At 67.2% G+C, this 25,559-nt stretch carries 23 protein-coding genes; 15 read left to right on the top strand and 8 right to left on the bottom strand.

What is annotated here, in order from left to right:
• The first annotated feature begins 281 nt into the window (after positions 1-281).
• The 6 genes from rpsA to lhpI all read left to right on the top strand — a co-directional run bounded on the left by rpsA (position 282) and on the right by lhpI (position 6,215).
• Positions 282-1,985: a 30S ribosomal protein S1 gene (gene rpsA, locus AC6RIC_RS22210; protein WP_454658182.1), complete on the top strand. Its 1,704-nt coding sequence runs from the start codon at positions 282-284 to the stop codon at positions 1,983-1,985.
• Positions 1,986-2,140: 155 nt separating this feature from the next.
• The gene (locus AC6RIC_RS22205; RefSeq protein ID WP_499733942.1) at positions 2,141-3,430 is read left to right on the top strand and encodes an Hsp70 family protein; all 1,290 of its coding nucleotides are present in this window, start codon (positions 2,141-2,143) and stop codon (positions 3,428-3,430) included.
• A gap of 183 nt (positions 3,431-3,613) precedes the next feature.
• Entirely contained in the window at positions 3,614-4,585 is a 972-nt protein-coding gene (sppA, locus tag AC6RIC_RS22200) for a signal peptide peptidase SppA (protein ID WP_499733941.1), read from the top strand.
• A 28-nt stretch (positions 4,586-4,613) separates the two neighbouring features.
• On the top strand, positions 4,614-4,898 hold the full coding sequence (gene ihfB, locus AC6RIC_RS22195; protein ID WP_047576935.1) for an integration host factor subunit beta: 285 nt from the start codon (positions 4,614-4,616) through the stop codon (positions 4,896-4,898).
• A gap of 31 nt (positions 4,899-4,929) precedes the next feature.
• The gene (locus tag AC6RIC_RS22190; RefSeq protein WP_454658179.1) at positions 4,930-5,268 is read left to right on the top strand and encodes a LapA family protein; all 339 of its coding nucleotides are present in this window, start codon (positions 4,930-4,932) and stop codon (positions 5,266-5,268) included.
• A complete protein-coding gene (gene lhpI, locus AC6RIC_RS22185; protein WP_454658178.1) occupies positions 5,268-6,215 on the top strand; it encodes a bifunctional Delta(1)-pyrroline-2-carboxylate/Delta(1)-piperideine-2-carboxylate reductase in 948 nt (315 codons plus the stop codon). The genes AC6RIC_RS22190 and lhpI overlap by 1 nt, the downstream gene beginning before the upstream one ends.
• 193 nt (positions 6,216-6,408) lie before the next feature.
• Here the strand turns inward: lhpI and AC6RIC_RS22180 are convergent, their stop codons facing one another.
• Positions 6,409-7,389 (bottom strand): tripartite tricarboxylate transporter substrate binding protein, encoded by a 981-nt coding sequence (locus AC6RIC_RS22180; protein ID WP_499733940.1) that lies wholly within the window; start codon positions 7,387-7,389, stop codon positions 6,409-6,411.
• Positions 7,390-7,509: 120 nt separating this feature from the next.
• Here AC6RIC_RS22180 and mepA point away from each other — a divergent pair, with 120 nt between their 5' ends.
• Positions 7,510-8,448 carry a penicillin-insensitive murein endopeptidase gene (mepA, locus tag AC6RIC_RS22175; RefSeq protein WP_454658176.1) on the top strand — a complete coding sequence of 313 codons (939 nt, stop codon included), beginning with the start codon at positions 7,510-7,512 and terminating at the stop codon, positions 8,446-8,448.
• A gap of 39 nt (positions 8,449-8,487) precedes the next feature.
• On the opposite strand, the gene AC6RIC_RS22170 is transcribed toward mepA, so the two are convergent.
• Positions 8,488-9,633, bottom strand: coding sequence for an extensin-like domain-containing protein (locus AC6RIC_RS22170; RefSeq protein WP_499733939.1), 1,146 nt, complete (start codon positions 9,631-9,633; stop codon positions 8,488-8,490).
• 590 nt (positions 9,634-10,223) lie between these two features.
• Entirely contained in the window at positions 10,224-10,523 is a 300-nt protein-coding gene (locus AC6RIC_RS22165; RefSeq protein WP_499733938.1) for a hypothetical protein, read from the bottom strand.
• A 193-nt stretch (positions 10,524-10,716) separates the two neighbouring features.
• On the opposite strand from AC6RIC_RS22165, the gene AC6RIC_RS22160 reads away from it, so the two are divergent.
• The 3 genes from AC6RIC_RS22160 to AC6RIC_RS22150 all read left to right on the top strand — a co-directional run bounded on the left by AC6RIC_RS22160 (position 10,717) and on the right by AC6RIC_RS22150 (position 13,304).
• Positions 10,717-11,709, top strand: a complete 993-nt coding sequence (locus AC6RIC_RS22160; RefSeq protein WP_454658173.1) for a Tim44 domain-containing protein — start codon at positions 10,717-10,719, stop codon at positions 11,707-11,709.
• A 162-nt stretch (positions 11,710-11,871) separates the two neighbouring features.
• Complete coding sequence (gene dapB, locus AC6RIC_RS22155) at positions 11,872-12,678, top strand: 4-hydroxy-tetrahydrodipicolinate reductase (protein ID WP_499736646.1); 807 nt, start codon at positions 11,872-11,874, stop codon at positions 12,676-12,678.
• A 2-nt stretch (positions 12,679-12,680) separates the two neighbouring features.
• Positions 12,681-13,304 carry an alpha-ketoglutarate-dependent dioxygenase AlkB family protein gene (locus AC6RIC_RS22150; protein ID WP_499733937.1) on the top strand — a complete coding sequence of 208 codons (624 nt, stop codon included), beginning with the start codon at positions 12,681-12,683 and terminating at the stop codon, positions 13,302-13,304.
• Here AC6RIC_RS22150 and AC6RIC_RS22145 read toward each other — a convergent pair.
• The 3 genes from AC6RIC_RS22145 to AC6RIC_RS22135 form a co-directional block, all read right to left on the bottom strand.
• The gene (locus tag AC6RIC_RS22145; RefSeq protein ID WP_499733936.1) at positions 13,301-13,921 is read right to left on the bottom strand and encodes a trimeric intracellular cation channel family protein; all 621 of its coding nucleotides are present in this window, start codon (positions 13,919-13,921) and stop codon (positions 13,301-13,303) included. The genes AC6RIC_RS22150 and AC6RIC_RS22145 overlap by 4 nt on opposite strands.
• Positions 13,922-13,925: 4 nt before the next feature.
• On the bottom strand, positions 13,926-14,528 hold the full coding sequence (gene grpE, locus AC6RIC_RS22140) for a nucleotide exchange factor GrpE (RefSeq protein WP_499733935.1): 603 nt from the start codon (positions 14,526-14,528) through the stop codon (positions 13,926-13,928).
• 168 nt (positions 14,529-14,696) lie between these two features.
• Positions 14,697-17,462, bottom strand: a complete 2,766-nt coding sequence (locus tag AC6RIC_RS22135; RefSeq protein ID WP_499736645.1) for a [protein-PII] uridylyltransferase — start codon at positions 17,460-17,462, stop codon at positions 14,697-14,699.
• A gap of 310 nt (positions 17,463-17,772) precedes the next feature.
• Here AC6RIC_RS22135 and AC6RIC_RS22130 point away from each other — a divergent pair, with 310 nt between their 5' ends.
• From AC6RIC_RS22130 to AC6RIC_RS22110, 5 genes are all read left to right on the top strand, one after another.
• A complete protein-coding gene (locus AC6RIC_RS22130) occupies positions 17,773-18,735 on the top strand; it encodes an aliphatic sulfonate ABC transporter substrate-binding protein (protein WP_499733934.1) in 963 nt (320 codons plus the stop codon).
• A gap of 16 nt (positions 18,736-18,751) precedes the next feature.
• Positions 18,752-19,582, top strand: coding sequence for an ABC transporter permease (locus AC6RIC_RS22125; RefSeq protein WP_499733933.1), 831 nt, complete (start codon positions 18,752-18,754; stop codon positions 19,580-19,582).
• An 11-nt stretch (positions 19,583-19,593) separates the two neighbouring features.
• Positions 19,594-20,376, top strand: a complete 783-nt coding sequence (locus tag AC6RIC_RS22120; RefSeq protein ID WP_499733932.1) for an ABC transporter ATP-binding protein — start codon at positions 19,594-19,596, stop codon at positions 20,374-20,376.
• 159 nt (positions 20,377-20,535) lie between these two features.
• Entirely contained in the window at positions 20,536-21,246 is a 711-nt protein-coding gene (locus AC6RIC_RS22115; RefSeq protein ID WP_499733931.1) for an ATP-binding cassette domain-containing protein, read from the top strand.
• Between the two features lie 132 nt (positions 21,247-21,378).
• Positions 21,379-21,894: an OsmC family protein gene (locus AC6RIC_RS22110; RefSeq protein WP_499733930.1), complete on the top strand. Its 516-nt coding sequence runs from the start codon at positions 21,379-21,381 to the stop codon at positions 21,892-21,894.
• 46 nt (positions 21,895-21,940) lie between these two features.
• Here the strand turns inward: AC6RIC_RS22110 and AC6RIC_RS22105 are convergent, their stop codons facing one another.
• Together AC6RIC_RS22105 and AC6RIC_RS22100 are read right to left on the bottom strand one after the other, a co-directional pair.
• Entirely contained in the window at positions 21,941-24,010 is a 2,070-nt protein-coding gene (locus tag AC6RIC_RS22105; RefSeq protein ID WP_499733929.1) for a HAMP domain-containing methyl-accepting chemotaxis protein, read from the bottom strand.
• Positions 24,011-24,305: 295 nt separating this feature from the next.
• Positions 24,306-25,490, bottom strand: coding sequence for a DNA recombination protein RmuC (locus AC6RIC_RS22100; protein ID WP_499733928.1), 1,185 nt, complete (start codon positions 25,488-25,490; stop codon positions 24,306-24,308).
• Positions 25,491-25,559 lie beyond the last annotated feature (69 nt).

Here is a 25,559-nt window from a genome sequence, read left to right as displayed (position 1 = left end):
TGCCCTGATGGCCCGTTTGCATTACATCGCCCCTGTCCGAAGGGCCGTGATCGATCATGCGCCGGGGGCGGTCTTCAAGGCCCGCTCCCGTTTCGTGTTGGAAGCGCGCCCGCCGGATACGGATCGAGCCGCTGGTCCTGGCGCCTCCGCTGGCCCCGTCTGACGGGGAGGCGGATACCTCCGAGAGGAGGTGCCGACGGCCGCGATCCGGAACGCAGCACCAACCACGGCGCCTATAGCCGGACATCCGCGGGATACGCGGCCGGCTCCCAGGAGATTACATGTCTGCAGTTGAAAGCTACAGCGCGGGTCGCGAGGATTTCGCCGCCCTGCTCGAAGAGTCCTTCACCCGGAACGAGGCCCTCGAAGGCTCCGTCATCAAGGGCAAGGTCGTCGCCATCGAGAAGGATATGGCGATCATCGACGTCGGTCTGAAGACCGAAGGTCGCGTTGCGCTCAAGGAATTCACCGGCCCCGGCCGTGAGCAGGAACTGAATGTCGGCGACGAGGTCGAGGTCTATCTGGACCGGATCGAGAACGCGCTCGGCGAAGCCGTCATCTCGCGCGACAAGGCTCGCCGCGAAGAGAGCTGGGTCAAGCTCGAGAAGGCCTTCGAAGCCCGCGAGAAGGTCACCGGCATGATCTTCAACACCGTCAAGGGCGGCTACACCGTCGATCTCGACGGCGCCGTGGCCTTCCTGCCGCGCTCGCAGGTCGACATCCGCCCGATCCGCGACGTCGGCCCGCTGATGGGCCAGCCGCAGCCCTTCGAGATCCTCAAGATGGATCGCCGCCGCGGCAACATCGTCGTGTCGCGCCGCACCGTCCTCGAAGAGACCCGCGCCGAGGCTCGTTCCGAGCTGGTCGCCTCGCTCGAAGAGGGCCAGGTCATCGACGGCGTCGTCAAGAACATCACCGAATACGGTGCGTTCGTTGACCTCGGCGGCATCGACGGCCTGCTGCACGTCACCGACATGGCGTGGCGCCGCGTGAACCACCCGTCCGAGGTCGTGACCATCGGCCAGACGGTCAAGGTCAAGATCATCAAGATCAACCAGGACACGCACCGCATCTCGCTCGGCATCAAGCAGCTGCTGGCCGATCCGTGGGATGGCATCGCCGAGCGTTACCCGGTCGGCACCCGTCTCAAGGGCCGCGTGACCAACATCACGGATTACGGCGCGTTCGTCGAAGTGGAGCCGGGCATCGAAGGCCTGATCCACGTCTCCGAGATGTCCTGGACCAAGAAGAACGTCCATCCCGGCAAGATCGTCTCGACCTCGCAGGAAGTCGATGTCGCGATCCTCGAGGTCGATCCGGTCAAGCGCCGCATCTCGCTCGGCCTCAAGCAGACCCTGCGCAACCCGTGGGAGCTCTTCGCGGAGCAGCACCCGTCGGGCTCGACGGTCGAGGGCGAGGTCAAGAACAAGACCGAGTTCGGCCTGTTCCTGGGTCTCGAAGGCGATATCGACGGCATGATCCATCTCTCGGATCTCGACTGGAACCGTCCGGGCGAGCAGGTCATCGAGGAATACAAGAAGGGCGACGTCCTGCAGGCCGTCGTTCTCGATGTGGACGTCGAGAAGGAGCGCATCTCGCTCGGCCTGAAGCAGCTCGGCGGCGATCCCTTCGTGGATGCCGGCGAGTTCAAGAAGGGTCAGATCGTCACCTGTGAGGTGGTCGAGGTGAAGGAGTCGGGTCTCGACGTGAAGATCGCCGACACCGACATGATGACCTTCATCAAGCGCGCCGAGCTGGCTCGCGATCGCTCCGAGCAGCGCCCCGAGCGCTTCGCGGCCGGCGAGCGCATCGACGCCCGCGTCGTGCTCTTCGACAAGAAGGCCCGCAAGATCCAGGTCTCGGTCAAGGCTCTCGAGATGGCCGAGGAGAAGGAAGCGATGGCTCAGTACGGCTCCGCCGATTCCGGTGCCTCGCTCGGCGACATCCTGGGCGCTGCGCTCAAGAAGGCCACCGACAAGAAGTGAGATTTCGGCCGCGAAAGCGGCCGGACATCCAAGCCAGCCCGCGCGGAGCGATCCGCGCGGGCTTTTGTTTCGAAACCACGTTGTCATTCCGGGTTCTTCGCTGACGCGAAGCCCCGGAATGACAATTTGGACATGACGCACCAGAGGAGCTCGCCATGACCCCCGCCGCCATCGGCATCGACTTCGGCACCACCAACAGCGTCGTCGCGCTGGCGGGGCCGGACGGATCGGTCATGACGCGCTCCTTCGCCACGAAGCAGGGCGCGGTCGATGCCTATCGCTCGGCGCTGATGTTCTGGCGCGAGGGGCGTCCCCCTGAGACCCGTATCACCCATGTCAGCGGTCCCGATGCGCTCGACATGGCCTTAGGCATGACGACTGAGCACCGCTTCCTGCAATCGCTCAAGACCCATCTTTCCAGCCGCGCCTTCCAGGAGACCCGGCTTTTCGGCAAGCTCTTCCAGCTTGAGGACCTGATCGGCGTCTTCTTGTCCGATCTCACGGCGGACCTGCCCGGCCATGACGCCTTGCCGCTGGTCTCCGGCCGTCCGGTCGTCTTCGCCGGCGAACGCCCTGACGAGGAGCTGGCGGTCGGCCGCCTGAAGGGCTCGTATGGCAAGGCCGGCATGAAGCAGGTCGATTTCGCCTATGAGCCGCTCGGCGCCGCCTACTGGTACGCGCGCGACCTGAAGACGCCGCAGACCATGCTGGTCGCCGATTTCGGCGGCGGCACCAGCGACTTCTCGGTGATGCGCTTCGAGCCCGGCAGCAATGGCGGGCTGGAGGCGATCCCGCTGTCCCATGCCGGTGTCGGCGTCGCCGGTGACACCTTCGACTACCGCATCATCGAACATGCCGTTTCGCCGGCGCTCGGCAAGGGCACGGATTACCGCTCCTTCGGCAAGCTGCTGCCGGTGCCCGCCCATTACCACGCCGCCTTCGCGCAATGGCACAAGCTCTCGCTGATGAAGAGCCGCGAGACCATGGCCGAGCTCAACGCTCTGATCCGCGAGGCTGTCGAGCCGGGCAAGCTCGAGGACCTGCTCACGGTCATCGAATACGATCTCGGCTACGAGCTCTATCGTGCCGTCTCCGCCGCCAAGGTCGCGCTCTCCGGCAAGGAGGAGACGACGCTGAGCTTCAGCCAGATGGGCGTCATCATCGAGAAGCCGATCCGCCGCGCCGATTTCGAGCGCTGGATCGCCGACGATGTCGGCGCCATCGAAGCCGCGCTCGATCGTGCTCTGGCCGAGGCCGGGCTCGGTGGCGAGCGCATCGAGGCGGTCTTCATGACCGGCGGCACGTCTTACGTCCCGGCCGTGCGCAGCCTGTTCGACCGTCGCTTCGGCGCCGGCAAGGTGCATATCGGCGACGCGTTCCGCTCGGTCGCCAGCGGCCTTGCGCTTCTCGCGCTCGACCGGGCGCGCGCCTCGGTCGCGGCCTGATCGAGGTCGCACGCCTTGCCCGCCCGGCGCGGCGGGTCTACATCACGGACCTGGAGCCACGCCGATCGGATTGCATTGCTGTCCGATCGGGTCACGCGTTCTCCATCAATATGTTAGAGACGGATTCACCGATCAGGTTGTGCCAACCTGATCGGATCCGGCTCTAGCCGCAGGAGCCTCCCGATGTCGTCCGATGCCGATCTGCTAGCAGACCGCCGCAGCCTGCGCCGCAAGCTGACGCTCTGGCGCGTGCTCGCCGTGCTCGGCGTGATCGTCGCGGCGGTGATCGGCGGCTTCGCCTGGAAGGGCGATGGCTCGGCCACCCTGTTGAGCGCCCATATCGCGCGCATCACCATTTCGGGCTTCATCTCCGGCGATCGCCGCACGCTCGATCTGATCAAGTCGGTCGAGGACAGCAAGGCCGTCTCCGCCGTCGTGCTTCGCGTCGACAGCCCCGGCGGTACCACCTCGGGCTCCGAGGCGCTGCATACCGCGCTGCGCAAGCTCGCCGCGAAGAAGCCGATGGTCGCGGTCGTCGATGGTGTCGCGGCCTCCGGCGGTTACATCGCCGCGATGGGCGCCGACCGCATCGTCGCCCGCCAGACCTCGCTCGTCGGCTCGATCGGCGTGCTCTTCCAGTTCCCGAACGTCTCGAACCTGCTCGACACCGTCGGCGTCAAGGTCGAGTCGATCAAGTCGAGCCCGCTGAAGGCCGCGCCGAGCGGCTTCGAGCCGACCTCGCCCGAGGCGCGCGAGGCGCTCCAGCGCGTCGTCAACGACAACTACACCTGGTTCAAGGACATGGTGCGCGATCGCCGCCATCTCGCCGAGGGCGAGGTCGCCACGGTCTCGGACGGCCGTGTCCATTCCGGCCGCCAGGCCGTCGGCCTGAAGCTCGTTGACCAGATCGGCGGCGAGCCGGAGGCGATCGCCTGGATGGAGCGGGAGAAGAGCGTCGCCAAGGATTTGAAGGTCCGCGACTGGCGCCGGCGCAGCGAATCCTCGTCCTACGGCCTGTGGAGCTTCGCCGAGGCGATGGCGCGCGGCGCCGGCCTCGATGCGCTCGCGGCGACGATCGCGCGCGCTGCGGATCAGCCGGTCGGCTTGCGGCTTGACGCGCCCTTGGCGCTCTGGCAGCCTGCCGCTGAAAAGTGATTTCGATACAAATGGTTATGCCCCAGCGATGATTAAATCCGAACTCGTTCAGCGGATCGCCGACCGCAACACCCATCTCTACCAGCGCGATATCGAGAACATCGTCTCGGCCATTCTGGACGAGGTCGTGAAAGCTCTGGCGCGGGGCGACCGGGTGGAGCTGCGCGGCTTCGGTGCCTTCTCGCGCAAGGGCCGCTCGGCCCGCATCGGCCGCAACCCCCGCACAGGTGATGCGGTGGAGGTCGAGGAGAAGTTCGTCCCCGTCTTCAAGACGGGCAAGGAGCTGCGGCTGCGCCTTAACGGCAAGGATTGACCGCAGGTCCCGCAGCCGCACGGAGATTGTGATGAAGGCCTTCTTCAAGGCGCTGGTGCTGGTTCCCGTCGCGCTGGTGATCGTATTGTTCTCGGTCGCCAATCGCGGTGCGGTGCGCGTTTCGCTCGACCCGTTCAGCCGCGACTTGCCCATGTTCTCCATCGAGCTGCCGCTCTTCGCGGTGGTGCTGGCGGCGATCGCCGTCGGCGTGCTCGTCGGCGGCCTGGCCTCGTGGATCGCGCAGGGCAAGCACCGCAAGGCGGCGCGCCGCAACCGCCGCGAGGTGGAGGCGCTGCGCTCCGAAACCCAGGCGCTGCGCTCGGCCGTGCCGGACTCCGCGTTGCCGGCACTGACCAACGGACGGAATTGATGCGACTTTTCGACGTGGCCGAGATCGATGCGGCCCTGAGCTATCCCGGCCTGATCGACATCCTCGACGACGCCTTCCGCAGCGAAGTGATTGCGCCCAAGCGCGGCCAGTACGCGATCCAGCGTCCGGACGAGACCGACGCCATCCTGCTGACCATGCCGGCCTGGAGTGGGCCGGACGTCGCCAATCCCTATATCGGCACCAAGATCGTCTCGGTCTTCTTCGGCAACGGCAAGCGCAACCTGCCGGGCGTGATGGGCGCCTATCTGCTGATGGACGGCGCGACCGGCAAGCCGCTCGCGGTGATGGACGGCAACCGGCTGACGACCTGGCGCACCGCGGCGGCCTCCGCGCTGGCCTCGCGCTACATGTCGAACCCTGAATCCAGCCGCATGCTGATGGTCGGGGCCGGCGCGCTCGCGCCCTTCATCATCAAGGCGCATCGCTCCGTCCGCCCGCTGACCGAGATCGCGGTCTGGGCGCGGCGGCCTGAAGCCGCGGAGGCGACCGTCGCCGAGCTGGCGAAGGATGGCATCGAGGCCCGTGCCACCACCGATCTCGAAGGCGAGGCCCGCACGGCCGATATCATCTCCTGCGCGACCAACGCGACCGAGCCGCTGATCCACGGTCACTGGCTGAAGCGCGAGGCCCATCTCGACCTGATCGGCGGCTTCACCATGCAGATGCGCGAGGCCGATGCCGACGCGCTGCACCGGGCCCGCGTGATCGTCGATTCCAGCAAGGCGATCGACGAGGGCGGCGATGTCGCCGTCGCCATCGCCGAGGGTAGCTACAGTGCCGACAAGGTGGCGGGCACGCTCGCCGATCTCTGCCATGGCCGGATCGCCGGGCCGGTCGAGGGCGGCGGCATCACGCTGTTCAAATCGGTCGGCGTCGCGCTCGAGGATCTGGCGGCCGCGGTGGCTGTCTGGGACAATCGTTCCTGATTTTCATGCCAATCGGGCCGAAGGAGAATCCGTCGACCTGACCTCGATGCCAGGCGGCCTCATGCAGTCTGACCGACGGTTCATTCGCTAAATCCAGAGTATTTTCACGCGAACCGGTGTCCACTTCGCGCGAAAAATGCTCTAGCGGGAAACGCTGGCCGCGAACCCTCGGTTCCGCAGCGTGAGCGCCGGGTCACTCCACCTTGAGGCCGACCTCCTTGATCAGGTCGCCCCAGCGCTTCATCTCCGCCTGCAGGAAGGCACCGAGTTCTTCGGAGCTGTTGCCCACCGGCTCGGCCGCCAGCGCATCCATCTTCGCGCGCACGGCCGGATCGGCGATCACCGCCTTGGTGTCGGCCTGGATCTTGGCGATGACGGCAGGCGGCGTCTTCGCCGGCGCGAACAGCGCGAACCAGGAGGAGACGTCGAAGCCCGGTACGGTATCCGCGATCGGCGCGAATTCCGGCGCCGTCGGCGAGCGTTTTGCGGTGGTGATGCCGAAGCCGCGGATCGAGCCGGCGCGCACATGCGGCAGCGCCTGCGGGATATTGTCGAAGATCAGGTCGATGCGCCCGCCGATCAGGTCCTGCGTCGCCTGCGCCGTGCCGCGATAGGGTACATGCACCATCTTCGTGCCGGTCAGCTTCTGGAACAGTTCGCCGCAGAGATGGACCGATGTGCCGATACCGGAGGAGCCGTAGGTGAGCTTGCCGGGATTGGCCTTCGCATAGGCGATCAGCTCGGCGACGTTGTTCGCCGGCACTGACTTGTTGACCACCAGCAGATTGGGGACCATCGCGACCATGGTGATCGGCGTCAGGTCCTTGGCGGGGTCGTAGGTCAGCTTCTGGTAGAGATACTGGTTGGTCGCCATGCCCACGGAGACGATCAGGAAGGTATCGCCTGTTGGCTCGGCCTTGGCGACCGCGTCGGTGCCGATATTGCCGCCGGCGCCCGGCCGGTTCTCGACCACGATATTGGTGCCCCAGCTCTGGCCGAGCTTGTCGGCGACGAGGCGGGCCAGAACGTCGGTCGCGCCGGCCGGCGGAAACGGCACTACGAGCTTGAGGAGGCGCCCCTGCGGCCAGGGCTGCTGACCGAAGCCAGCCGTTGGCGCTGCGAGAAGGGCGCCTGCGCCGGCCAGAATGCTGCGGCGGTCGATCCGGGTCGTCATCGATCATCTCCCTGAAGGGCGCGTCTCGCGTCGCCATCTCGCGCAAAGCTGCAATTCGCCGCGCGGCTTGTCCAGCCATCGCGCTTGACCACCATGGCGCGGCGCGGCGATTCTCCGGCCATGCGCAAGTTCTCCCGAATCGCGGCCGTCCTGGCGCCGCTCGCCCTTCTGCCGGTTGCCGGTCAGGCCCAGTCGACCGCGGATCAGGAGGCGAAGACCCGCGCCGCCAATATCGCCGCCTGGCCTGATGCCGCCCGCTCGCTCTTCGGCCAGAAGACCGAGCCGGCGAGCATGCAGGCCCGTGCCATCGGCTCCTATGCGCGCGGCTGCCTTGCTGGCGCCGAGGCGCTGCCGGTCGACGGGCCGAGCTGGCAGGTCATGCGGCTGAACCGCAACCGCAACTGGGGCCACCCCGCTCTGGTCGACTATCTCGAGAAGCTCGCCCGCGACGTGCCGCGCATCACGGGCTGGGCGGGTCTTCTCGTCGGCGACATGTCGCAGCCGCGCGGCGGGCCGATGCTGACCGGCCATGCCTCGCACCAGATCGGGCTCGATGCCGATGTCTGGCTGATGCCGATGCCGCGTGGGCGGCTCGACCGCGAGCAGCGCGAGAACATGTCGGCGGTCAACATGGCCCGCTCCGACTGGCGCGACGTCGACCCCCGCAACTGGACCCCGGCCCATACAAGGCTGATCCGCACCGTCGCGGCCGAGCCCGGGGTCGAGCGCATCTTCGTCAACCCGGCGCTCAAGGTCGCGCTCTGCCGCGAGGCCGGCGCCGATAAGGGCTGGCTGGAGAAGGTGCGGCCGATCTGGGGCCACAACTACCATTTCCATATCCGGCTGGCCTGCCCAGCCGGCATGGCGAGCTGCCAGGGGCAGGAGCCCCCGAATTTCGGCGATGGCTGCGGGGCGGAACTCAGCGGCTGGATCGAGCGCCAGCACAACGCGATCTTCAATCCGCCGAAGCCCAAGCCGGGTCCGAAACCCAAGCCGAAGCCGCCGATGTCGCTCGACGCCCTGCCGCCGGAATGCCGTCAGGTGCTGGTCTCGCGCTGAAAGCAAGGCCGTTTGCCGCCCGAGAGCGGCGAGCCTTGTTCAGCGCCGTGGCGGCACTCGCCCGGAGCTGTAGGCGAAGGGGTCGCGCTGCGGCGTGATCATCGGCTGGGCCTGATCCTCGCCTTCGATGTCGACGACACCGGTTCCACCTTCGTCGCCAAGAACGGCCTCCTCCGTCGGCGGCACGGCGCCCGGCAGGGTCAGCGGCCCGCGATTCTCGCTGGGGAGCGGTTGCGGCTGGAAATGCCCCTGCCGCTGGCGCGCGTCGTACTGCTCGAGGAAGCGCTGTTGCGAATCGAGGCTCCGGGGCTGACCCTGGGCATAGCTCGCGACGGGATAGCCGCCCTGAACCGCGCCGGGAGGCCGCAGCCCATCACCCGGCTGGCGGAGCAAGCCGCCGCCCGCGACCACGGTGCCGGCCGGCGGCGCCGCGCCGCGCGGCTGTGTCTGGGCCATCGAATAGGGCCGGGTCGGGTCCGGCGGCGGCAGGTTGTAGTTCGGCGTGTACTTGATCACCGGCTTGCAGATGCGCCGGCCCTTCGAATGCCGGGCCAGGTCGATATGGAAATGGTCGTAGTGGAAGGGGTCGGCACCCGGGCCGAGCACCGTCGAGAAATGCTCGCAGGCACCGACGAAGACCTCGCGCAGGAAGTTCTGCTCCTCGGACGAGCCGCGCCAGCCGTCCTTGACGGTGACGACGCGGTTGTCGTTGAGCCGGAAGGAGAAGACGTCGACGGCGTTGCCGAAGGCGTGCTCCGACGTGCGCGACGTGCCCGTGCCGTTGTTCATCGCCCGGCAGGAGTAGGAGCCGGCCCGCAGTTCGATGACCTGGGCGCCGAGCACGTTCATCGCGGCCGGCTGCACCACCTCGGCCAGCCATTTGTCGGTGGTCGCGACGATAGGGCAGGAGAGGGTGGCCGAACTGGTCAGCCCGATGCCGCCGCCCGAGAAGGCGGAGACCTTGAGCGGCTGCTGCATGCCGCAGGTCCCCGGCCCGTCGATCGCTTTGCCGCGCAGGCTGACATAGGACGAGATCTGCACCTCGCGCGAGGCCATGCAGGCGGCCTCCGCCTGGTCGCGCCAGGCGGCGCGCTGGGGCTTCTGGAACTTGCCGCAGCCCGCAAGGCCGGTTGCGCCGACGATGCCGAGTGCGATGAGGGCGAGATGAGCGCGTCGCATGACCATTCAAATGCGAAGCGCCTGGTGAACGGTTTCTCAACCGACTGCGTCCAGGCCGCCACAGGCGGATTAACTTTGGCGCCGTGGTGAATCGCGCCTTAATGCGCCGTTTCCGGCCTTGACCGAGGCGGATGCAGCCGTTGCGAACGTTGTCGCAGATGTCGGCAAGATCAGTTGGCGGGGGCCCTTGGTCGAACCGTGGCGAAGCTGTGGCACGGCGTCGCACAGGGCTCGCGACCAAATTTCGCAGCCAGAAATATCCCCAAATCTAATCAAGGATTTAACCGATGATTAAGGGTGATCTAGCCTCCGTCCTCGGGTTGCCACGATGCCGCCCTCTTGCGGCCTTCGTCAGTTCTGGTAGCTTCCGCGACAGGTCAATGACACAGGAGGGTGTGATGAGTGTCACGCTACGTCTCGACCGATTGATCATGGGTGCGGCCTTCGTTTTCATGATGGCGATCGTTCTGGGAGCGTTCTGACAGCGGGTCAGTCTCGAAGTCGCTAGGACCACAAGAGCAATGACAACAACGCCGCCGGGAAGAAGTCCCGGCGGCGTTTTCGTTTCCGAAAGGTCGTTTCCCGATCGCGGAGTTTCAGCTTTCCGGGCAGGCTGTTTCCGTCACTTCCCAGGACATCATGTTGACCACCCGCCCGCAGGTCGCGACGCGTCGCCCCTGCGTGGTCCTGATGCAGGACTTGGAACCTTCGGCGATCTTGCGGCCATCGTTCCAGCAGAAGCAGAGCGGCTCCGGCGCCTGGGCGAGGCGCGGCTTGTCCAGCGCGACCGCGGGCTCGCCGGCCGCTGCGGCCTCGCTCAGCAGGAACAACACGGCGAGCGCCAGCATCCAGCTCAACAGGCGGTGTCGGTGAGGCCTCGGTCCGGATCCGGTCATGGCGCTCTTCCCACGCCTCGCAGGACGAGGCGGTCCGCCAGACTACCATATCGACCCGATCGCAACGAATAATTATGCACCGATTTGAAATAGTCAGGAGTTTCAGTCTGTTAGCCGGATGGGGCCTTGCGTGGGCACTGGCCTGTCTCCATATTGCACGACAGTGGGCCCATGGAGGGCTCCGGGAGGAACAATGTCTCTGATTTCGCTCGCCCGTCGTGGACGTGCCGTCGCCTTGGTCGCCGGGGCCCTGTTGCTCGTGCCGCTCGTTGCCGAAGCCCGTCCGGGTGGTGGCCGCAGCTCGGGCAGCCGTGGGTCGTTCACCAATAGCGCGCCGCCGTCGACGAATACGACGCCCGGTGGCGCCCAGACTTTCCAGCGCTCCGCTCCGTCCTCGCCGGCTTCGCCGTCGATGGCTGGACCGGCGGCCGCCGGCGCCGCGGCGCAGGCCGCCCGCCCGTCCTTCGCGCGCAACATGATGATGGGCATCGGCGCTGGCCTGCTCGGCGCGGGCCTGTTCGGCATGCTCTCGGGCTCGGGCTTCTTCAGCGGCCTGGCCTCGCTCGCCGGCATGCTCGGCTTCCTGCTGCAGATCGGCCTGATCGTCGGCATCGTCATGCTCGCCATCCGCTTCTTCCGCCGCCGTTCCGAGCCGCAGCTCGCCGGTGCCGGTGCGCCCTATGCCCGTCAGGGTCATGACGCTCCGCAGTCGCAGCCTGCCATGGCTCGCATGGGCGGTTTCGGTGGCGGCGCCGCCGCTGCTGCCGTGCAGCCGCAGCCGCTCGAACTCACGGGCGAGGATTTCAACGCCTTCGAGCGCCTGCTCGGTGAGGTCAACACGGCCTATTCCAACGAGGACGAGGCCGGCCTGCGCCAGCGGACGACGCCCGAGATGTTCGGCTATTTCGACGAGGATCTCAGCGACAATGCCGGCCGCGGCGTGGTCGACCGCGTCTCCGACGTCAAGCTGCTGCAGGGCGACCTGTCTCAGGCTTGGAAGGAAGGGAATACCGATTACGCGACGGTCGCGATGCGCTTCAGCCTGATCAACGCGGTCTACGACCGCAAGTCCGGCAAGGTCGTCGACGGCAGTGCGACGCAGACCCAGGAGGTCAGCGAGTACTGGACCTTCCTGCGTGAGCGTGGCGGCGCCTGGAAGCTCTCGGGCATCCAGCAGGCGGCCTGAGCGCCGATCGCGTGAGGAATACGAGACGGCCGGGGCAACTCGGCCGTTTTGCTATGCGCGGCTTTCGGGTGTTCGGCTGGCGGAGCCCGGTCTATTGGGTTACTGGCGAAGACATCTGCTTTCGCTGCAGAGCCAGCCCGGAGCCCGCCTTCCATGAGTGATATGCGTCTCGTCGTCGTCGGTGCCGCCGGGCGGATGGGCCGGATGCTGATCCGCGCCATCGATCAGGCGCAGGGCTGCACGCTGGTGGCCGCGATCGAGCGCCCGGGCTCCGCCGCGCTCGGCAACGACGCTGGCATCCTCGCCGGCCTGCCGGCCTCCGGCGTCAAGGTGACCAGCGATGCCGCGGCTGCCTTCGCGGCTGCCGATGGCGTCCTCGATTTCACGGCGCCGGACGCGACGGTCGCTTTCGCCAGGTTCGCTGCCGATGCCGGCATTCTGCATGTCGTCGGCACGACCGGGCTTGAGCCCAAGCATCTGGCCGAGCTGGCTGAGGCGGCAAAGCGCACGCCGATCATCCGCTCCGGCAATATGAGCCTCGGCGTCAACCTGCTTGCGGCGTTGGTGCGCAAGGTTGCAGCGACGCTGGGCACCGACTGGGACATCGAGATCGTCGAGATGCATCACCGCATGAAGGTCGATGCGCCCTCCGGCACCGCGGTGCTGCTCGGCGAGGCGGCGGCCGAGGGCAGGGCGGTCGATCTGGCAAAGCAGCGCGTCGCCGGCCGCGACGGCATCACCGGGGCGCGCGAGCCCGGCACGATCGGCTTCGCTGCCCTGCGCGGCGGCACGGTCGTGGGCGACCACAAGGTGATTTTCGCAGGGAGTGGCGAACGGCTCGAGCTCGCCCATGTCGCCGAGGATCGCAGCCTCTTCGCGCAAGGCGCGGTCAAGGCCACGCTCTGGGGCCGAGGCCGCAAGGCTGGTCTCTATTCCATGGCCGACGTGCTCGGCCTCGACGCGCTCTGACCATGACCCGCGTCACCGTCGCGCCGGGCGTCGTCCACTGGCCGGGCCGGCTGGCGCCGGAGGAGCAGGCGGCGCTGGTGGCGGAGCTCAGGGCAGTCGCGCGCAAGGCGCCGTTCTTCCAGCCGCGCATGCCGAAGAGCGGCACGCCCTTCTCGGTCCGCATGACCAATTGTGGCTCGCTCGGCTGGGTCTCGGACATCAACGGTTATCGCTACCAGCCTGAGCATCCCGAGACCGGCGAGCCCTGGCCGATCATGCCGGCGCCGCTTCTCGACCTCTGGCGGGAATTGGCCGGCTATCCGCACCCGCCCGAGGCCTGCCTGGTCAATTTCTATGCTGCCGGCGCCAAGATGGGCCTGCATCAGGATCGTGACGAGCAGGATTTCGATGCTCCCGTCCTGTCGGTCTCGCTCGGCGATGCCGCACTCTTCCGCATTGGCGGCACGACGCGCGGCGGCAAGACGACCTCGCTCAAGCTCGCGTCCGGCGATGTGCTGCTCTTCGGCGGCGAGGCGCGGCTCGCCTATCATGGCATCGACCGCATCCTGACGGGCTCGTCGACGCTGCTGCCGGAGGGCGGGCGGATCAATCTGACCTTGCGGCGGGTGACGAAGCCGAAGGCTTAGTCGGGCGTCTTGTGAGGCAGGCTCGGGAATGACCAGCCGAACAGCAACGAGCCCGCCCGCAGTCCGAAGCAGACCGCGAAACCTCCCAACATCACCAGCGCGGCGGAGAGATCCAGCCCGGTCAGCGCCGCTGTCGTGGCGGCGCCGGCCGTTGCGGCGGTGACGTAAAAGTCACGGCCCCACAGCAGCATCGGCCGGTCACCGGCTAGAATGTCGCGCAGGATGCCGCCGAAGGTCGCGGTCATCGCGCCGAGCGCGACGGCCGAGAGCACGGGCGCCGCGGCGTCGAGCCCTTTCAACGTGCCGATCACGGCGAAGAGCGAGAAGCCGGCTGCGTCGGCCCAGATCAGCAGCTTGCGCCCGCCCCAGCCTTCCAGAACGCCGGGCTTGAGATAGGCGAGCAGCCAGGCGCCAAGCGCGACGATCAGACAGGCGATGACGTCGCTCGGGTCCCACACCCAGAAGATGCCGTGCCCGAGCAGGACATCGCGCAGAGTGCCGCCGCCGACGCCGGTGACGGTCGCCAGCAGGACGAAGCCGAACGGGTCCATGCCCTTGCGGGCGGCGACGAGGGCGCCGGTCAGCGCGAAGATGGCGACGCCGGCGACCTCGAACACGGGGTCAGTGCTGGGTCGGTTCGCCGGCGGGCGCGTCCGGGGCCTTGGGGGCTCCGGCGGAGACGCCGACCAGCGCCGGGCGCAGGACGCGCTCGCCGATCTTGTAGCCGGTCTGCACGACCTTCGAGACCAGCCCCTTGGCGATTGCTGCGTCGGGGGCCTCGAACATCGCCTGGTGCAGGTTGGGGTCGAATTTCTCGCCCTGCGGATCGATCTGGCGCACGCCGTGACGCTCCAGCGTCTTGAGCAGTTCGCGCTCGGTCAGCTCGACGCCTTCGTGCAACGCCTTCACCGCGGCATCGGCGGTCTTCATGGCGTCGGCGGGCAGGCTTTCCAGCGCCCGGCGCAGATTGTCGGAGGAGCCGAGCATGTCGCGGGCGAAGCTGGTCACGGCATAGGCCTTGGCATCGGCGATCTCGCGCTCGGTGCGGCGGCGCAGGTTCTCCATCTCGGCGAGCGTCCGGAGCAGCTTGTCCTTGAGGTCGTCGCGTTCGGCCTGGAGCTTGGCGAGCTGCGCCGCGAGGCCTGCCTCGGCGGTTGCCGCCTGCTCGGGCGCGTCCGCGCCGGCTTCGAGGTTGGGGTCTTCCGTCGCAGGGTTCTGCGTCATTTTATCGTCACGTCCCTTTCTCAGCATTTTCAAGCGAAGCGGCTACCGGTTCGCGTGAAGAAAATGCGGCAACTAAAGAGCTGGCTGCGCCGCCCCTTGCAGGGCCTGGCCGGTCATCCCGGTGTGCAGCCGCGTTCGTGCCGGATATCGGCCTTATGGTCGTTTAAATCAAGCGCGGGCCGGCACTTTCGCCTTGGCTGCGGCCGGCTTCTCCGCTTCGAACTTGAACACGTCGATGAGGGCTTTGCGGATCGTCAGTTGCCGGCCGGTCGAGACGATTTTCGCATGGGTCAGGTCGGTGACGTAGAACACGTCGACCGCCTTCTCGCCGAAGGTCGCGATGTGGGCCGAGGCGATGTTGAGGTTGAGCTTTCCGATCGCGGTGGTGAGATCGTAGAGCAGGCCGGGCCGGTCGAGGCCCGAAACCTCCAGCACCGTGTGGCGCGCCGAGAGCACGTTGTCGATGACGACCTCGGGCTCGACCTGGAAGGTCTGGCCGCGCGGCGGTGGGGCGCGGCGCTGGGCGACGAGGTCGGCGATCTTGATCTCGCCCTTCAGCGCCCGCTCGATCGCGGCGGCGATGCGCTCGGCCCGGCGCAATTCGTCGTCGTCGCGGTCGAAGGCGCGCGAGACCGAGATCGTGTCGAGCACGAGCCCGTCGCTGGTGGTGAAGATCTGCGCATCGACGATATTGCCGCCGGCCGCTGCGCAGGCACCGGTGACGATGGCGAGCAGGCGCGGATGGTCGGGCGCGAGCACGGTGAGTTCGGTCACGCCGCGGAACTGGTCGGTCTCGACGATGGTCGCCGTGGTGCGCCCGGCAGCTTCCGCCTTGTGCAGGAAGCGCGCGTGCTTCTCCTGCTGCTCCGGGTCGACCTTGATCCAGTAGGCCGGGTAGTGGCGGGCGACATAGGCGTCGCGCTCCCCGGCGCTCCAATCGGAGAGGCGCCGGCGCAATTCGTCCTGCTTCATCGCCACGCGCGCCTTGCGCTCGACCGCCGAATGCCCGCCGGTGAGCACGAGCTCGGTCTCGTAGTAGAGCGTGCGCAGCAGCTGCCCCTTCCAGCCGTTCCAGACGCCGGGTCCGACGGCCTTGATGTCGGCGACGGTGAGGATCAGCAGCAGCTTCAGCCGCTCCAGCGTCTGGACGGTCGCGGCGAAGCTCTCGATCGTCTTGGGGTCGCCGAGGTCGCGGCTTTGCGCCACCGTCGACATGTCGAGATGATGCTCGACCAGCCAGGCGGCGGTCTCCGTCTGTGCGCTGGTCAGGCCGAAGCGTGGCCCGAGCTTGCGGGCGATCCGGGCACCGGCGATCGAATGGTCTTCGGGGCGGCCCTTGGCGATGTCGTGCAGGAAGAGCGCGACATAGAGCGCCCGCCGGTTGGCGATTGTCGGCATGATCTCGTTGGCGAGCGGATGCTCGGCCTCCAGCCCGCCGGCATCGATCTCGGCCAGAACGCCCATGGCGCGGATCAGGTGCTCGTCGACCGTGTAGTGGTGGTACATGTTGAACTGCATCATCGCGACGACGCGGCCGAAATCCGGGACGAAGCGGCCGAGCAGCCCGGATTCGTTCATGCGCCTGAGCACCACCTCCGGCGAACGCCGGCCGGTCAGGATCTCCAGGAAGATGCGGTTGGCTTCCGGCTCGTTGCGCAGGCCCGGCGTGACCAGCCGGAGCGATTGCGTCACCAGCCGGCTGGCGTCCGGGTGGATGGCGAGGTCCTCGCGGCTGGCGATGGCGTAGAGCCGGAGCAGGTTGACCGGATCGCGCTCGAAGGCGCTGTCGTCGACCACATCGAGGCGCTGGCTCGTCAGCTTGAAGTCGGTGTGTCCGAGCGAGCGCTCGCGCTTGCGCTTGGCGAAGGTGCCGAGCAGCTTCGACAGGCTGGCACGCGGCTTCTGCTGGCGGGCTTCCAGCGCGGCGCAGACGATAGCGGTGAGGTCGCCGACATCCTTGGCGATCAGGAAGTACGCTTTCATGAAGCGCTCGACCGGCGCCTGTCCGCTGCGGCCGGCATAGCCGACCTCCGCCGCGACCTGCCTTTGCAGGTCGAAGGACAGGCGCTCCTCGGCCCGGCCGGTGATGAAATGCAGCCAGCAACGCGTGCGCCAGAGGAATTCCTCGGAGCGCTGGAACATCTGGAGTTCCTGCTTGTCGAACAGCCCGGCTTCGACGAGGTCGCGCACGTCATGGACGCGGTAGGCGTATTTGGCGATCCAGAACAGCGTGTTGAGGTCGCGCAAGCCACCCTTGCCGTCCTTGACGTTGGGCTCCACCAGATAGCGCGAGGCGCCGGCCCGCTGCACCCTGAGCTCGCGCTCGGCGAGCTTGGCCTCGGTGAACGCCTGGGCCGTGCCCTCGACCACCTCGGCATCGAAGCGGCGGACCATCTCGTCGAAGAGCGAGCGGTCGCCCACCAGGAAGCGGGCTTCCAGCAGCGCGGTGCGGATCGTCATGTCGGCGCGGGCCTCGCGCACGCAATCGTCGATCGAGCGGACGGAATGGCCGGTCTTCAGCTTCAGGTCCCAGAGCGGATAGAGCATGGATTCGACCACGCTCTCGCCCCAGGCCGTCTGCTTGTGCGGGAACAGGAAGAGCAGGTCGACATCCGAGCCCGGCGCTAGCGTGCCGCGCCCGTAGCCGCCGACGGCGACCACCGCGATGCGCTCCGATTGCGATGGATTGTCGGCTGGATAGAAATAGGTGACCGCGGCGCTGTGCAGCCCGCGCACCACGGCATCCATCACCGCCGAAAGCCGATGCGCGCAGGCAAGCCCGCCGCGCGGCCCGGCAAGGATCGTTCTGGCCGAGGCATGGCCTTCATCGAGCAACTGCCTCAAGCCCGCGATCAGAGCCTGCCGCATCCGCGTCTTGTCGCGCCGGTTGATCGTCTCGAGCAGCCGCGCGATCCCGGCCTCGGGGCTGTGCAGCATCTCGGCGAGCGGCAGGGCAGGCTTGGCGGGAGGCGCGGTCACGAAAGCTCCGTTCCAGCAGGCGTCGTCTCTCGTAACATGAGGAGCGGGCAGGTGAGAGGGGAAATTTAAACGTAAACGAATGTGAATTATAGTAAAAAACACTACCTAATGTGTTGTTTGACAAACAGAACGATTGGACCTAAAAGTCGGATGCGCGCCGATTTGAGCCACCAGCTTGCGGGCGCGAAACAAGTGCAGCTAAAGCGTGGGGCAAGGGACGCCACCCGTCCCGATCCCTCGCATCATCGCCAGAGGGATAAGCCCCATGACCAGCATCACCCGCCGCCTCGCGCTCGCTTTCGTTGCCGCCGCAGGCCTTGCCGTGCCAGCTTTCGCGCAGGCCCCCAAGGAAATCCGGGTCGACTACGCGACCTACAATCCCGTCAGCCTCGTGCTGAAGGAGCGCGGCATCCTCGAGAAGGCGCTCGAGGCCGACGGCATCAAGGTGCGCTGGGTCCTGTCCGCCGGATCGAACAAGGCGCTCGAGTTCATCAATGCTGGCTCGATCGATTTCGGTTCGACGGCAGGCGCTGCTGCGCTGATCGGCAAGATCAATGGCAACCCGATCAAGTCGATCTATGTGTATTCCCGGCCGGAATGGACGGCGCTGGTCACCGGCGCCAAGAGCGAGATTACCAAGGTCGCCGATCTCAAAGGCAAGCGCGTCGCCGTCACCCGCGGCACCGATCCGCATATCTTCCTCGTCCGCGCGCTGGCCGATGCCAGGTTGACCGAGAAGGACGTCAAGCTCGTCCTGCTCCAGCATGCCGATGGCCGCCTCGCGCTGGAGCGAGGCGATGTCGATGCCTGGGCCGGGCTCGACCCGCTGATGGCGGCTGCCGAGGTCGAGAGCGGCGCCAAGCTGTTCTACCGCAAGGCCGAGGACAACACCTGGGGCATCCTCAATGTCCGCGAGGCCTTCGCCAACGAGAACCCGGCCCTCGTGAAGAAGGTGCTGGCCGCCTACGAGGAGGCACGCGCCTATGCGCGCGCCAACCCGGCCGAGCTCAAGAAGGTTCTGGTCGAGTACACCAAGCTCTCCGAGCCGGTGATCGAGCGCCAGCTCACCCGCACCGAGCTGACCCATTCGGCGATCGGCCAAGCGCAGGTCGACACCATCACCGCCGCCGGGCTCGCGCTCAAGGAAGCGGGCGTGCTGCCGGCCTCGACCAATGTGAAGGCCGCTGTCGACAGCTTGGTCGACCGGCGCTTCGCCGCCACCAACTGACGGGCAGCGCGCGGCGATGAGCGTCCTCGAGATCGCAACCGCCGTGGACGAGCCGGAGCGGCGCCCCGCCGCTTCACGCCGTTCCTATCGGCTCGCGATCGCCGGCTTCGTCCTGCCGGTCGTGCTGGCCATCCTCTGGGAAGGGCTCGTCGCGGCCGGCATCGCCAATGGCCGCCTGATGCCGCCCCCCAGCGTCGTCGGCCGCACGCTTTGGGGGCTTGCAGCCTCGGGCGAGCTTCTGACCCATGCCGGCGCGACGCTCTGGCGGGTCGCCGCAGGCTTCGGCCTCGGCGCGCTTGCCGGGACCGTGCTCGGCGCGGTGACGGGCGCTCTGCCCGTCGCCCGCAGCCTGCTCGATCCGACCTTGCAGGCACTGCGTGCGATCCCCTCGATCGCCTGGGTACCGCTCTTCATCCTCTGGCTCGGCATCTTCGAGGCCTCGAAGGTGGCGCTGATCGCGGTCGGCGTCTTCTTTCCGGTCTATCTCGGCGTCGCCGCCGCGATCCAGGGCATCGACCGCAAGATCGTCGAGGTCGGCCGCGTCTTCCGCCTCTCGCGCCTCGCCATGACCAGACGCGTCCTGCTGCCGGCGATCCTGCCGGCCTGGGTCACCGCTCTGCGCTCCGGCCTCGGCCTCGGCTTCATGTTCGTGGTCGCGGCCGAGATCATGGGCGCGAGCGAGGGGCTGGGCTACCTGCTCGTGGACGGCCAGCAGCTTGGCCGCCCCGATACCATCATCGCGGCCATCATCAGCTTCGCCGTGCTCGGCAAGCTGGCGGACGGCCTGCTCGTCACCATCACGCGGCCCTTCCTCACCTGGCAGGATACGGCGCGCGACAAGCTTTGAGGGGCGTCCCGGTGCTGAGTTTCGACCGGCTCTCCAAGACCTACGCCGACGGCACGCGCGCCCTCTCGGCTATTACGCTCGATGTCGGGCGCGGCGAGATCGTCGCCCTGCTCGGCGGTTCCGGCTGCGGCAAGACCACCTTGCTGCGCCTCGTCGCCGGGCTCGACCGGCCGAGCGAGGGGGCGATCCGTCTCGACGGCGAGGCGATCGCCGAGCCGCGCGCCGATGTCGGCGTCATCTTCCAGGAGCCGCGGCTCTTCCCCTGGCTAGCCGTCGCCGAGAATGCCGGCTTCGGCCTCTCGCATCTCTCCGCCTTCGAGCGTGACGGGCTGGTGACCAATGCGCTGGTTCGTGTTGGCCTCGCCGGCCACGAGAAGCGCTGGCCGCGCGAGCTCTCTGGCGGCCAGCAACAGCGCGTCGCCATCGCCCGCGCCCTCGTCACACGGCCTAAGCTTCTGCTGATGGACGAGCCTTTCTCGGCGCTCGATGCCACGACGCGGGCGAGCTTGCACGGCCATCTGCTGGCGCTCTGGCAGGAGAGCCGCCCGACCGTGGTGATGGTCACGCATGATGTCGAGGAAGCGGTGGCGTTGGCCGATCGCATCGTGGTGATGCAGCCCAAGCCCGGCCGCATCTTCGATGAACTCGACAACCCGCTCGCCCGTCCGCGCGACCGGCTCTCCCCGGCTTTCGAGGCGACGAAGCGCGAGGTCTTGCGGGCGCTCGACCGCTCGCTGCGCGACGAGGCCCCGCATCAGGAGAAGGCGGCCGAGACCGCCGGCATGTGGTGGTGAGTTCCGTTTGACAAAACGAACGTTCGGACCTTAGAAGAGGATACGCGCCGATTTGAGCCTCAGCTTGCGGGCGCGAAACAAATGCAGCTAAAGCGCGGGACGACGGGACGGCTGATGCCGTCGGCGCTCCTTCCGCCTTGTCTATGGATGGAGCCAGCGATGCCGGCCGCTCTTCACGATATCTCCCGCTCTTCCGAATATGCCCTGCCGCGCCCTGGGGCCGGCGAGATCGTCGCCCTGCTCGGTCCGTCCGAGGTGCGGAAGGCGGCGCTGCGTGCCTTCGCCGCCTTGCAGGCCGATGAGGGAGCGGTGCCGACGGCCGAGATCGGCCTGCTCTGCGCCCGGCCGCGCTTCTTTGCCTGGCTCGATCTCACGGAGAATCTCGCTTTCGCCCTGCCGAAGGCGACGCCGTTCGAGCGCGAGGGCCTGATCGCCAATGTGCTGGTCCGCCTCGGTCTTGCCGCGCAGGCAAAGCAGCGGCCGGCTGAGCTCTCGCCGGAGGGGCTGCTGCGGCTGGCCATCGCCCGCCTCCTGCTGGTCAGGCCGCGGCTGCTGCTGGTCGACGAGCCCTTCGCAGCTGTTGATGCCGAGGCGCGCGCGCGGCTGACCACCTTCCTGCCGGAGCTCTGTACGCAAGCGCGTCCTGCCGTCGTCATCGCCACCGGCTCCGTGGACGAAGCTCTGCGCCTGGCCGATCGCGTCCTCGTCCTGCCACGGCAGCTGGGGCCGGTCGCCTTCAGCCTCGACAATCTGCTGGCGCGTCCGCGCGAGGAGGGCTCCGTCGGCTTCGTCACGCTGCGTCGGGAGTTGCGCCGGGCGCTCGAAAAGGAAGACCGGCATGCGGTGCCCCAGGTGGAGGCAGCGGCCTGAGGCGGCCGGATTGGCGTACTCGGTCCGATACTCCGGCTCTTCGATTTTGCATCGGCTTTGCCCGAAAACCGCGTCCCACTTTTCGGGCCGATGCTCTAAAAGCTGGCGGGCCGCTTCAAGAGGATAACGATCATGGACATCACCGCGCTGCGCGCCTTGCAGGCCCCGCTCAAGGATGAATACCGCACCAATCCCGAGGCGGCGGTCATCACGTTGAAGGCTCATGGTGAACTCGATGACCAGCACATCGCCTGCAAGGTCGAGACCGGCCGCGCGATCGCGCTCGCCGGCCTGCACCCCGCCACCGGCGGCTCCGGCGCCGAGCTCTGCTCCGGCGACATGCTGCTGGAGGCGCTGGTCGCCTGCGCCGGCGTGACGCTGAAGGCGGTCGCGACCGCGTTGGAGATCGAGTTGAAGAAGGGCGCGGTCCGTGCCGAGGGCGATCTCGATTTCCGCGGCACGCTCGGCGTCGCCAAGGACGCGGCGGTCGGTTTCAAGGCGATCCGCCTGTTCTTCGACGTCGAGACCGATGCGCCGCAGGAAAAGCTCGACACGCTGCTCAAGCTCACCGAGCGCTATTGCGTGGTCTTCCAGACGCTGAATGTGAAGCCGGAGCTGTCGGCGACCCTGCAAAACAACGCCTCCTGACACGGGTCAGGAGGCGCATTGAAACAGTATTGGATGGGAGGAGGGGCTAGAACTCTTCCCAGCCGGTGCTGCCGTTGCGAGCATTGACCGCGCGCTTGACGGGGGCAGGCTCGGCCTTCGCTGCGGCGGGGCGCCGCGATTGGTGGAAGGCTGCTTCGGCGAGCTGGCGCAAACGATCCGGTTCGGATGCCGCCGAGCTGATCGAGGCGGGTGCGCGCGACACGGCAGCGCCGCCCTGATTGGTCCGGAAGGTCGCGACCAACGCGTTGAGCTGCTCGATCCGGCCGGACAGTGAATTCGCCGAAGCCGCGCTCTGTTCGGACAGGGCCGCGTTCTGCTGCGTCATCTCGTCGAGATGGGCCACCGCCTGGCTCATCTCGTCGATGCCGTTCGCCTGCTCGCCCGATGCCGCAGAGATGTCGGCGATCGTCGCCGCGACCTTCTGCGAGGCCGCGAGAATCTGCGTCAGGGCTTCGCCGGCCCTGCGCACCAGCTTCACGCCCTCGCCGACCTCGGCATTGGACGAGGAGATCAGCTCGGAGATGTCCTTCGCCGCTTCGCTGGAACGCTGCGCCAGTGTCCGGACCTCGGAGGCGACGACGGCGAAGCCCTTGCCGGCGTCACCGGCACGCGCCGCCTCGACTGCAGCATTGAGCGCGAGCAGGTTGGTCTGGAAGGCGATGTCGTCGATCACCCGGATGATGTCGGAGATCTTCTGCGAGGCGCTCTCGATCCGGGCCATGGCGTCGACAGCCTGGCCGGCAATCGTGCCGCCCGACCGCGCCGCGCTCGCCGCCTCGTCGGCAGCGGTTGCCGCCGAACGGGAAGCCTGGGCCGAGGCCTTGACCGAGGCTGCGAGCTCTTCGGTCGTGGCCGCCGTCTGCTCCAGCGACGAAGCCTGTTCCTCGGTGCGCTTCGACAGATCGTCGGCACCTATGCTGATCTCGCGTGCGGCGAGACCGACATCGGCCGAGGTTGTCTGGATCGTCGCGACCGTCGCCGAGAGGCGGTCCACCGTCTCGTTGATCGCGCCCTTCAGGTCGGCGAAGCGGCCGCGGTAGCCGGTTCCGATCTGGCGCGTTAGGTCGCCGCCGGCGATCGCCTGGAGGATGTCGGCGAACTCGGTCGTGGCGCTGTCGACGACGCGGTTGATCTCGTTGATGCCGGCGACCAGTCGCTGCATCTGTTCGTCGCCGTCGTCGATCTGGAGCCGTGCCGAGAAATCACCGGCCGCGGCCGCTGCAACGACCTCGCTGACATCGGAGACGACCGCTTCCATCGACTGCGCCCGGGCGAGACGCGCGGCCGCAGCGATGCGCTCCTGCTCTTCCAGTGCACGGACGCGGGCGGCATTCTCCTGGAAGATCTGCAGGGCTCCAGCCATGTCGCCGATCTCGTCGCGGCGGCCGATGCTGGGCACCGTGACATCCTGCTCGCCGCCGGCCAGGCGCTTCATCGCGTCGGTCATGCCGGCAAGGGGGCGCACGATGCCGCCGATGACGAAGGCCAGCGCCAGGGCAGCGACCAGCAAGGCGCCACCGGCCATGACCAGCAACAGGATGGTGGCGGAGCCGGCGATGGATTGTGCTTCCATGCCCCGGTCTCGTGCCTGGGAGAGCTGCATCGAGGTCAGCTCCCCGAGCTTGGCGGAGATCGGGTCGATCGCCTTGTAGAGCTCGTCAGTGGCGAACATGCGCAGCGCGCTCTCGTCACGCTCCTTCAGAATGCCGATCAGCTTGGCAACGGCGGCATCGCCGGTCTTCATCAGCACCGTCGCCTGTTCGGCAATCTGCTTTTCGTCGGCGGCCGTGATGGTGGGCAGGTAGGCCTTCCAGCCCTTGTCGATATTCCCCACCGCGTCCTGGACGCTCTTCAGCGCGTTCGTCCAGGTGATCTGGTTGCTCTGCGCCTTCCAGATCGTGTCGACGACGTTGACCGCGTACATGTCGCTGACGATCCGCAACTGCTCCATCGGGATGACGTTGTTCTGGACAACTTCGTCGACCCGCTGTGTGACGGATCGAAGGGCTAGGAATCCGCAAGCGCCGACGACGAGGACGCAGAGAGTCAGCGCGACGAGCGCGCTCGCCAGCTTGGTCTTAATGCTCAAGGCCATGATGAACTTTCCGGGGAGAGGCCGCGATGATGAGGAGAGTGGTGGGGGGTATTCGGGATGCCTATTTTCTAGGCAATCGTCGGGCTCGTCCGGTTCGAAACATGACAGGCGACTGTATTCGGGTTGCGATTTCCCCTCAAATTTTCAGAGAACTCTTAAAGTTGCTCTAACGATAAGCGGGAGGTTGGCGCGCATTAATTTGCACTCTCAACTAGTGGTTGTAATTCTAGTTATAGTTGCATGTTCTTCTTGATGCGCCCCATGGGCGGCGCTCTCGGAAGGGGGCAGGCGGCCGCTATTCGGCTGCGCGCTTCAGCTCCAGCCCCTTGGCGAAGGGCAGCTTCGGCTCGCTCTTCTCGTCGTCGAAATCGAGCGCGCCGATCTTCTCGGCGCGGCTGGTGACCTTGCCGGCCGAGGTCTTGATCTGGCCGACATCGTCCTGTGCCTGCCGGAAATGATTGTCGAGTTTGTCGACGCGCTCGCCGAGCCGGCGCACGTCGTCGAGCAGCTTGCCAACCTCGCTCTGGATCACCTGCGCTTCCTCGCGCATCCGGGCATCGCGCACCAGCGACTGCATCAGCTGGATCGCCAGAGCCAGCAGGGAGGGCGAGACGATCATGATGCGGGCCCGGTGCGCCCGCTGCACGACATCGTCGAAATACTCGTGCAGGTCGGCGTAGATCGATTCCGACGGCACGAAGAGCAGGGCCACGTCCTGCGTTTCGCCGGGCAGGAAATAGCGCTCGGCGATATCCTTCACATGCACGCCGACATCGCTGCGCACGCGCTGGCCGGCGGCCTTCCTGGCGTCGTCGCCACGGGCCTCGCGCAGCAGCGTGAAGCTCTCCAGCGGGAATTTGGCGTCGATGACGAGGCCGCGTCCGTCGCCGGGCAGGGTGACCAAGCAGTCCGGCCGCTTCCCGTTCGAGAGCTGCGGCTGGAAGGCGAAGAAGGCGGCGGGCAGGCCGTCGCGGATGATCGCTTCCATCCGGCCCTGGCCATAGGCGCCGCGCGCCTGCTTGTTGGCGAGCACGTCTCTGAGCGTCACGACCTCGGATGTCAGGTCCGTCAGGTTCTTCTGGGCGTTGTCGATCACCGCCAGCCGCTCCTGCAGCTTGCCGAGGCTCTCGGTGGTCTGCTGGACGTTCCGTTCCAGCCCTTGCCCGACCTTGTGGCTCAGCCCGTCCATCCGGTCGGCGACGAGCCGTGCGAGATCGCCCTGCCGGGTCGAGAGGATCTCGGCCATGGACTGCATCCGGCCGGCGAGCTCCGCCTGCTGGCGGTTCATCTCCGCGACCTTGTCGTCCATCTCGCGGGCGCGCTCGGTGGCCATCGCGGCTTCGATCGCGCGGGCCTTGCCGCCGCGCCAGCCGGCAATCACCGCCATCAGCAGCAGGACGAGACTCAGCGCCCCGAAGCCGAGCGCAGCTTCGGCCCAGGTCACCGGGCGTTCCAGCAGGGTGAAGGCGATCTCGTTCATGCACGGGAGCCTAGCCGATTCGGCTGGTAATGGCGAACGAAAGTGGAACAGTTTGACCGTCCTCTCACA

The sequence above is a fragment of the Allobosea sp. TBD101 genome, assembly GCF_059817965.1.
This window is presented reverse-complemented; position numbering and strand designations above follow the sequence as displayed.

What these genes read in the sequence shown, in the direction of transcription:
- ihfB (WP_047576935.1), top strand. Translation starts at nt 4,614, where the DNA reads ATGATTAAATCCGAACTCGTTCAGCGGATCGCCGACCGCAACACCCAT.
- AC6RIC_RS22130 (WP_499733934.1), top strand. Translation starts at nt 17,773, where the DNA reads ATGACCAGCATCACCCGCCGCCTCGCGCTCGCTTTCGTTGCCGCCGCA.
- AC6RIC_RS22110 (WP_499733930.1), top strand. Translation starts at nt 21,379, where the DNA reads ATGGACATCACCGCGCTGCGCGCCTTGCAGGCCCCGCTCAAGGATGAA.
- mepA (WP_454658176.1), top strand. Translation starts at nt 7,510, where the DNA reads ATGCGCAAGTTCTCCCGAATCGCGGCCGTCCTGGCGCCGCTCGCCCTT.
- AC6RIC_RS22205 (WP_499733942.1), top strand. Translation starts at nt 2,141, where the DNA reads ATGACCCCCGCCGCCATCGGCATCGACTTCGGCACCACCAACAGCGTC.
- AC6RIC_RS22180 (WP_499733940.1), bottom strand. Translation starts at nt 7,389, where the DNA reads ATGACGACCCGGATCGACCGCCGCAGCATTCTGGCCGGCGCAGGCGCC.
- dapB (WP_499736646.1), top strand. Translation starts at nt 11,872, where the DNA reads ATGCGTCTCGTCGTCGTCGGTGCCGCCGGGCGGATGGGCCGGATGCTG.
- AC6RIC_RS22170 (WP_499733939.1), bottom strand. Translation starts at nt 9,633, where the DNA reads ATGGTCATGCGACGCGCTCATCTCGCCCTCATCGCACTCGGCATCGTC.
- AC6RIC_RS22100 (WP_499733928.1), bottom strand. Translation starts at nt 25,490, where the DNA reads ATGAACGAGATCGCCTTCACCCTGCTGGAACGCCCGGTGACCTGGGCC.
- sppA (WP_499733941.1), top strand. Translation starts at nt 3,614, where the DNA reads ATGTCGTCCGATGCCGATCTGCTAGCAGACCGCCGCAGCCTGCGCCGC.
- grpE (WP_499733935.1), bottom strand. Translation starts at nt 14,528, where the DNA reads ATGACGCAGAACCCTGCGACGGAAGACCCCAACCTCGAAGCCGGCGCG.
- AC6RIC_RS22160 (WP_454658173.1), top strand. Translation starts at nt 10,717, where the DNA reads ATGTCTCTGATTTCGCTCGCCCGTCGTGGACGTGCCGTCGCCTTGGTC.
- AC6RIC_RS22115 (WP_499733931.1), top strand. Translation starts at nt 20,536, where the DNA reads ATGCCGGCCGCTCTTCACGATATCTCCCGCTCTTCCGAATATGCCCTG.
- AC6RIC_RS22105 (WP_499733929.1), bottom strand. Translation starts at nt 24,010, where the DNA reads ATGGCCTTGAGCATTAAGACCAAGCTGGCGAGCGCGCTCGTCGCGCTG.
- AC6RIC_RS22165 (WP_499733938.1), bottom strand. Translation starts at nt 10,523, where the DNA reads ATGACCGGATCCGGACCGAGGCCTCACCGACACCGCCTGTTGAGCTGG.
- AC6RIC_RS22190 (WP_454658179.1), top strand. Translation starts at nt 4,930, where the DNA reads ATGAAGGCCTTCTTCAAGGCGCTGGTGCTGGTTCCCGTCGCGCTGGTG.
- rpsA (WP_454658182.1), top strand. Translation starts at nt 282, where the DNA reads ATGTCTGCAGTTGAAAGCTACAGCGCGGGTCGCGAGGATTTCGCCGCC.
- AC6RIC_RS22150 (WP_499733937.1), top strand. Translation starts at nt 12,681, where the DNA reads ATGACCCGCGTCACCGTCGCGCCGGGCGTCGTCCACTGGCCGGGCCGG.
- AC6RIC_RS22125 (WP_499733933.1), top strand. Translation starts at nt 18,752, where the DNA reads ATGAGCGTCCTCGAGATCGCAACCGCCGTGGACGAGCCGGAGCGGCGC.
- lhpI (WP_454658178.1), top strand. Translation starts at nt 5,268, where the DNA reads ATGCGACTTTTCGACGTGGCCGAGATCGATGCGGCCCTGAGCTATCCC.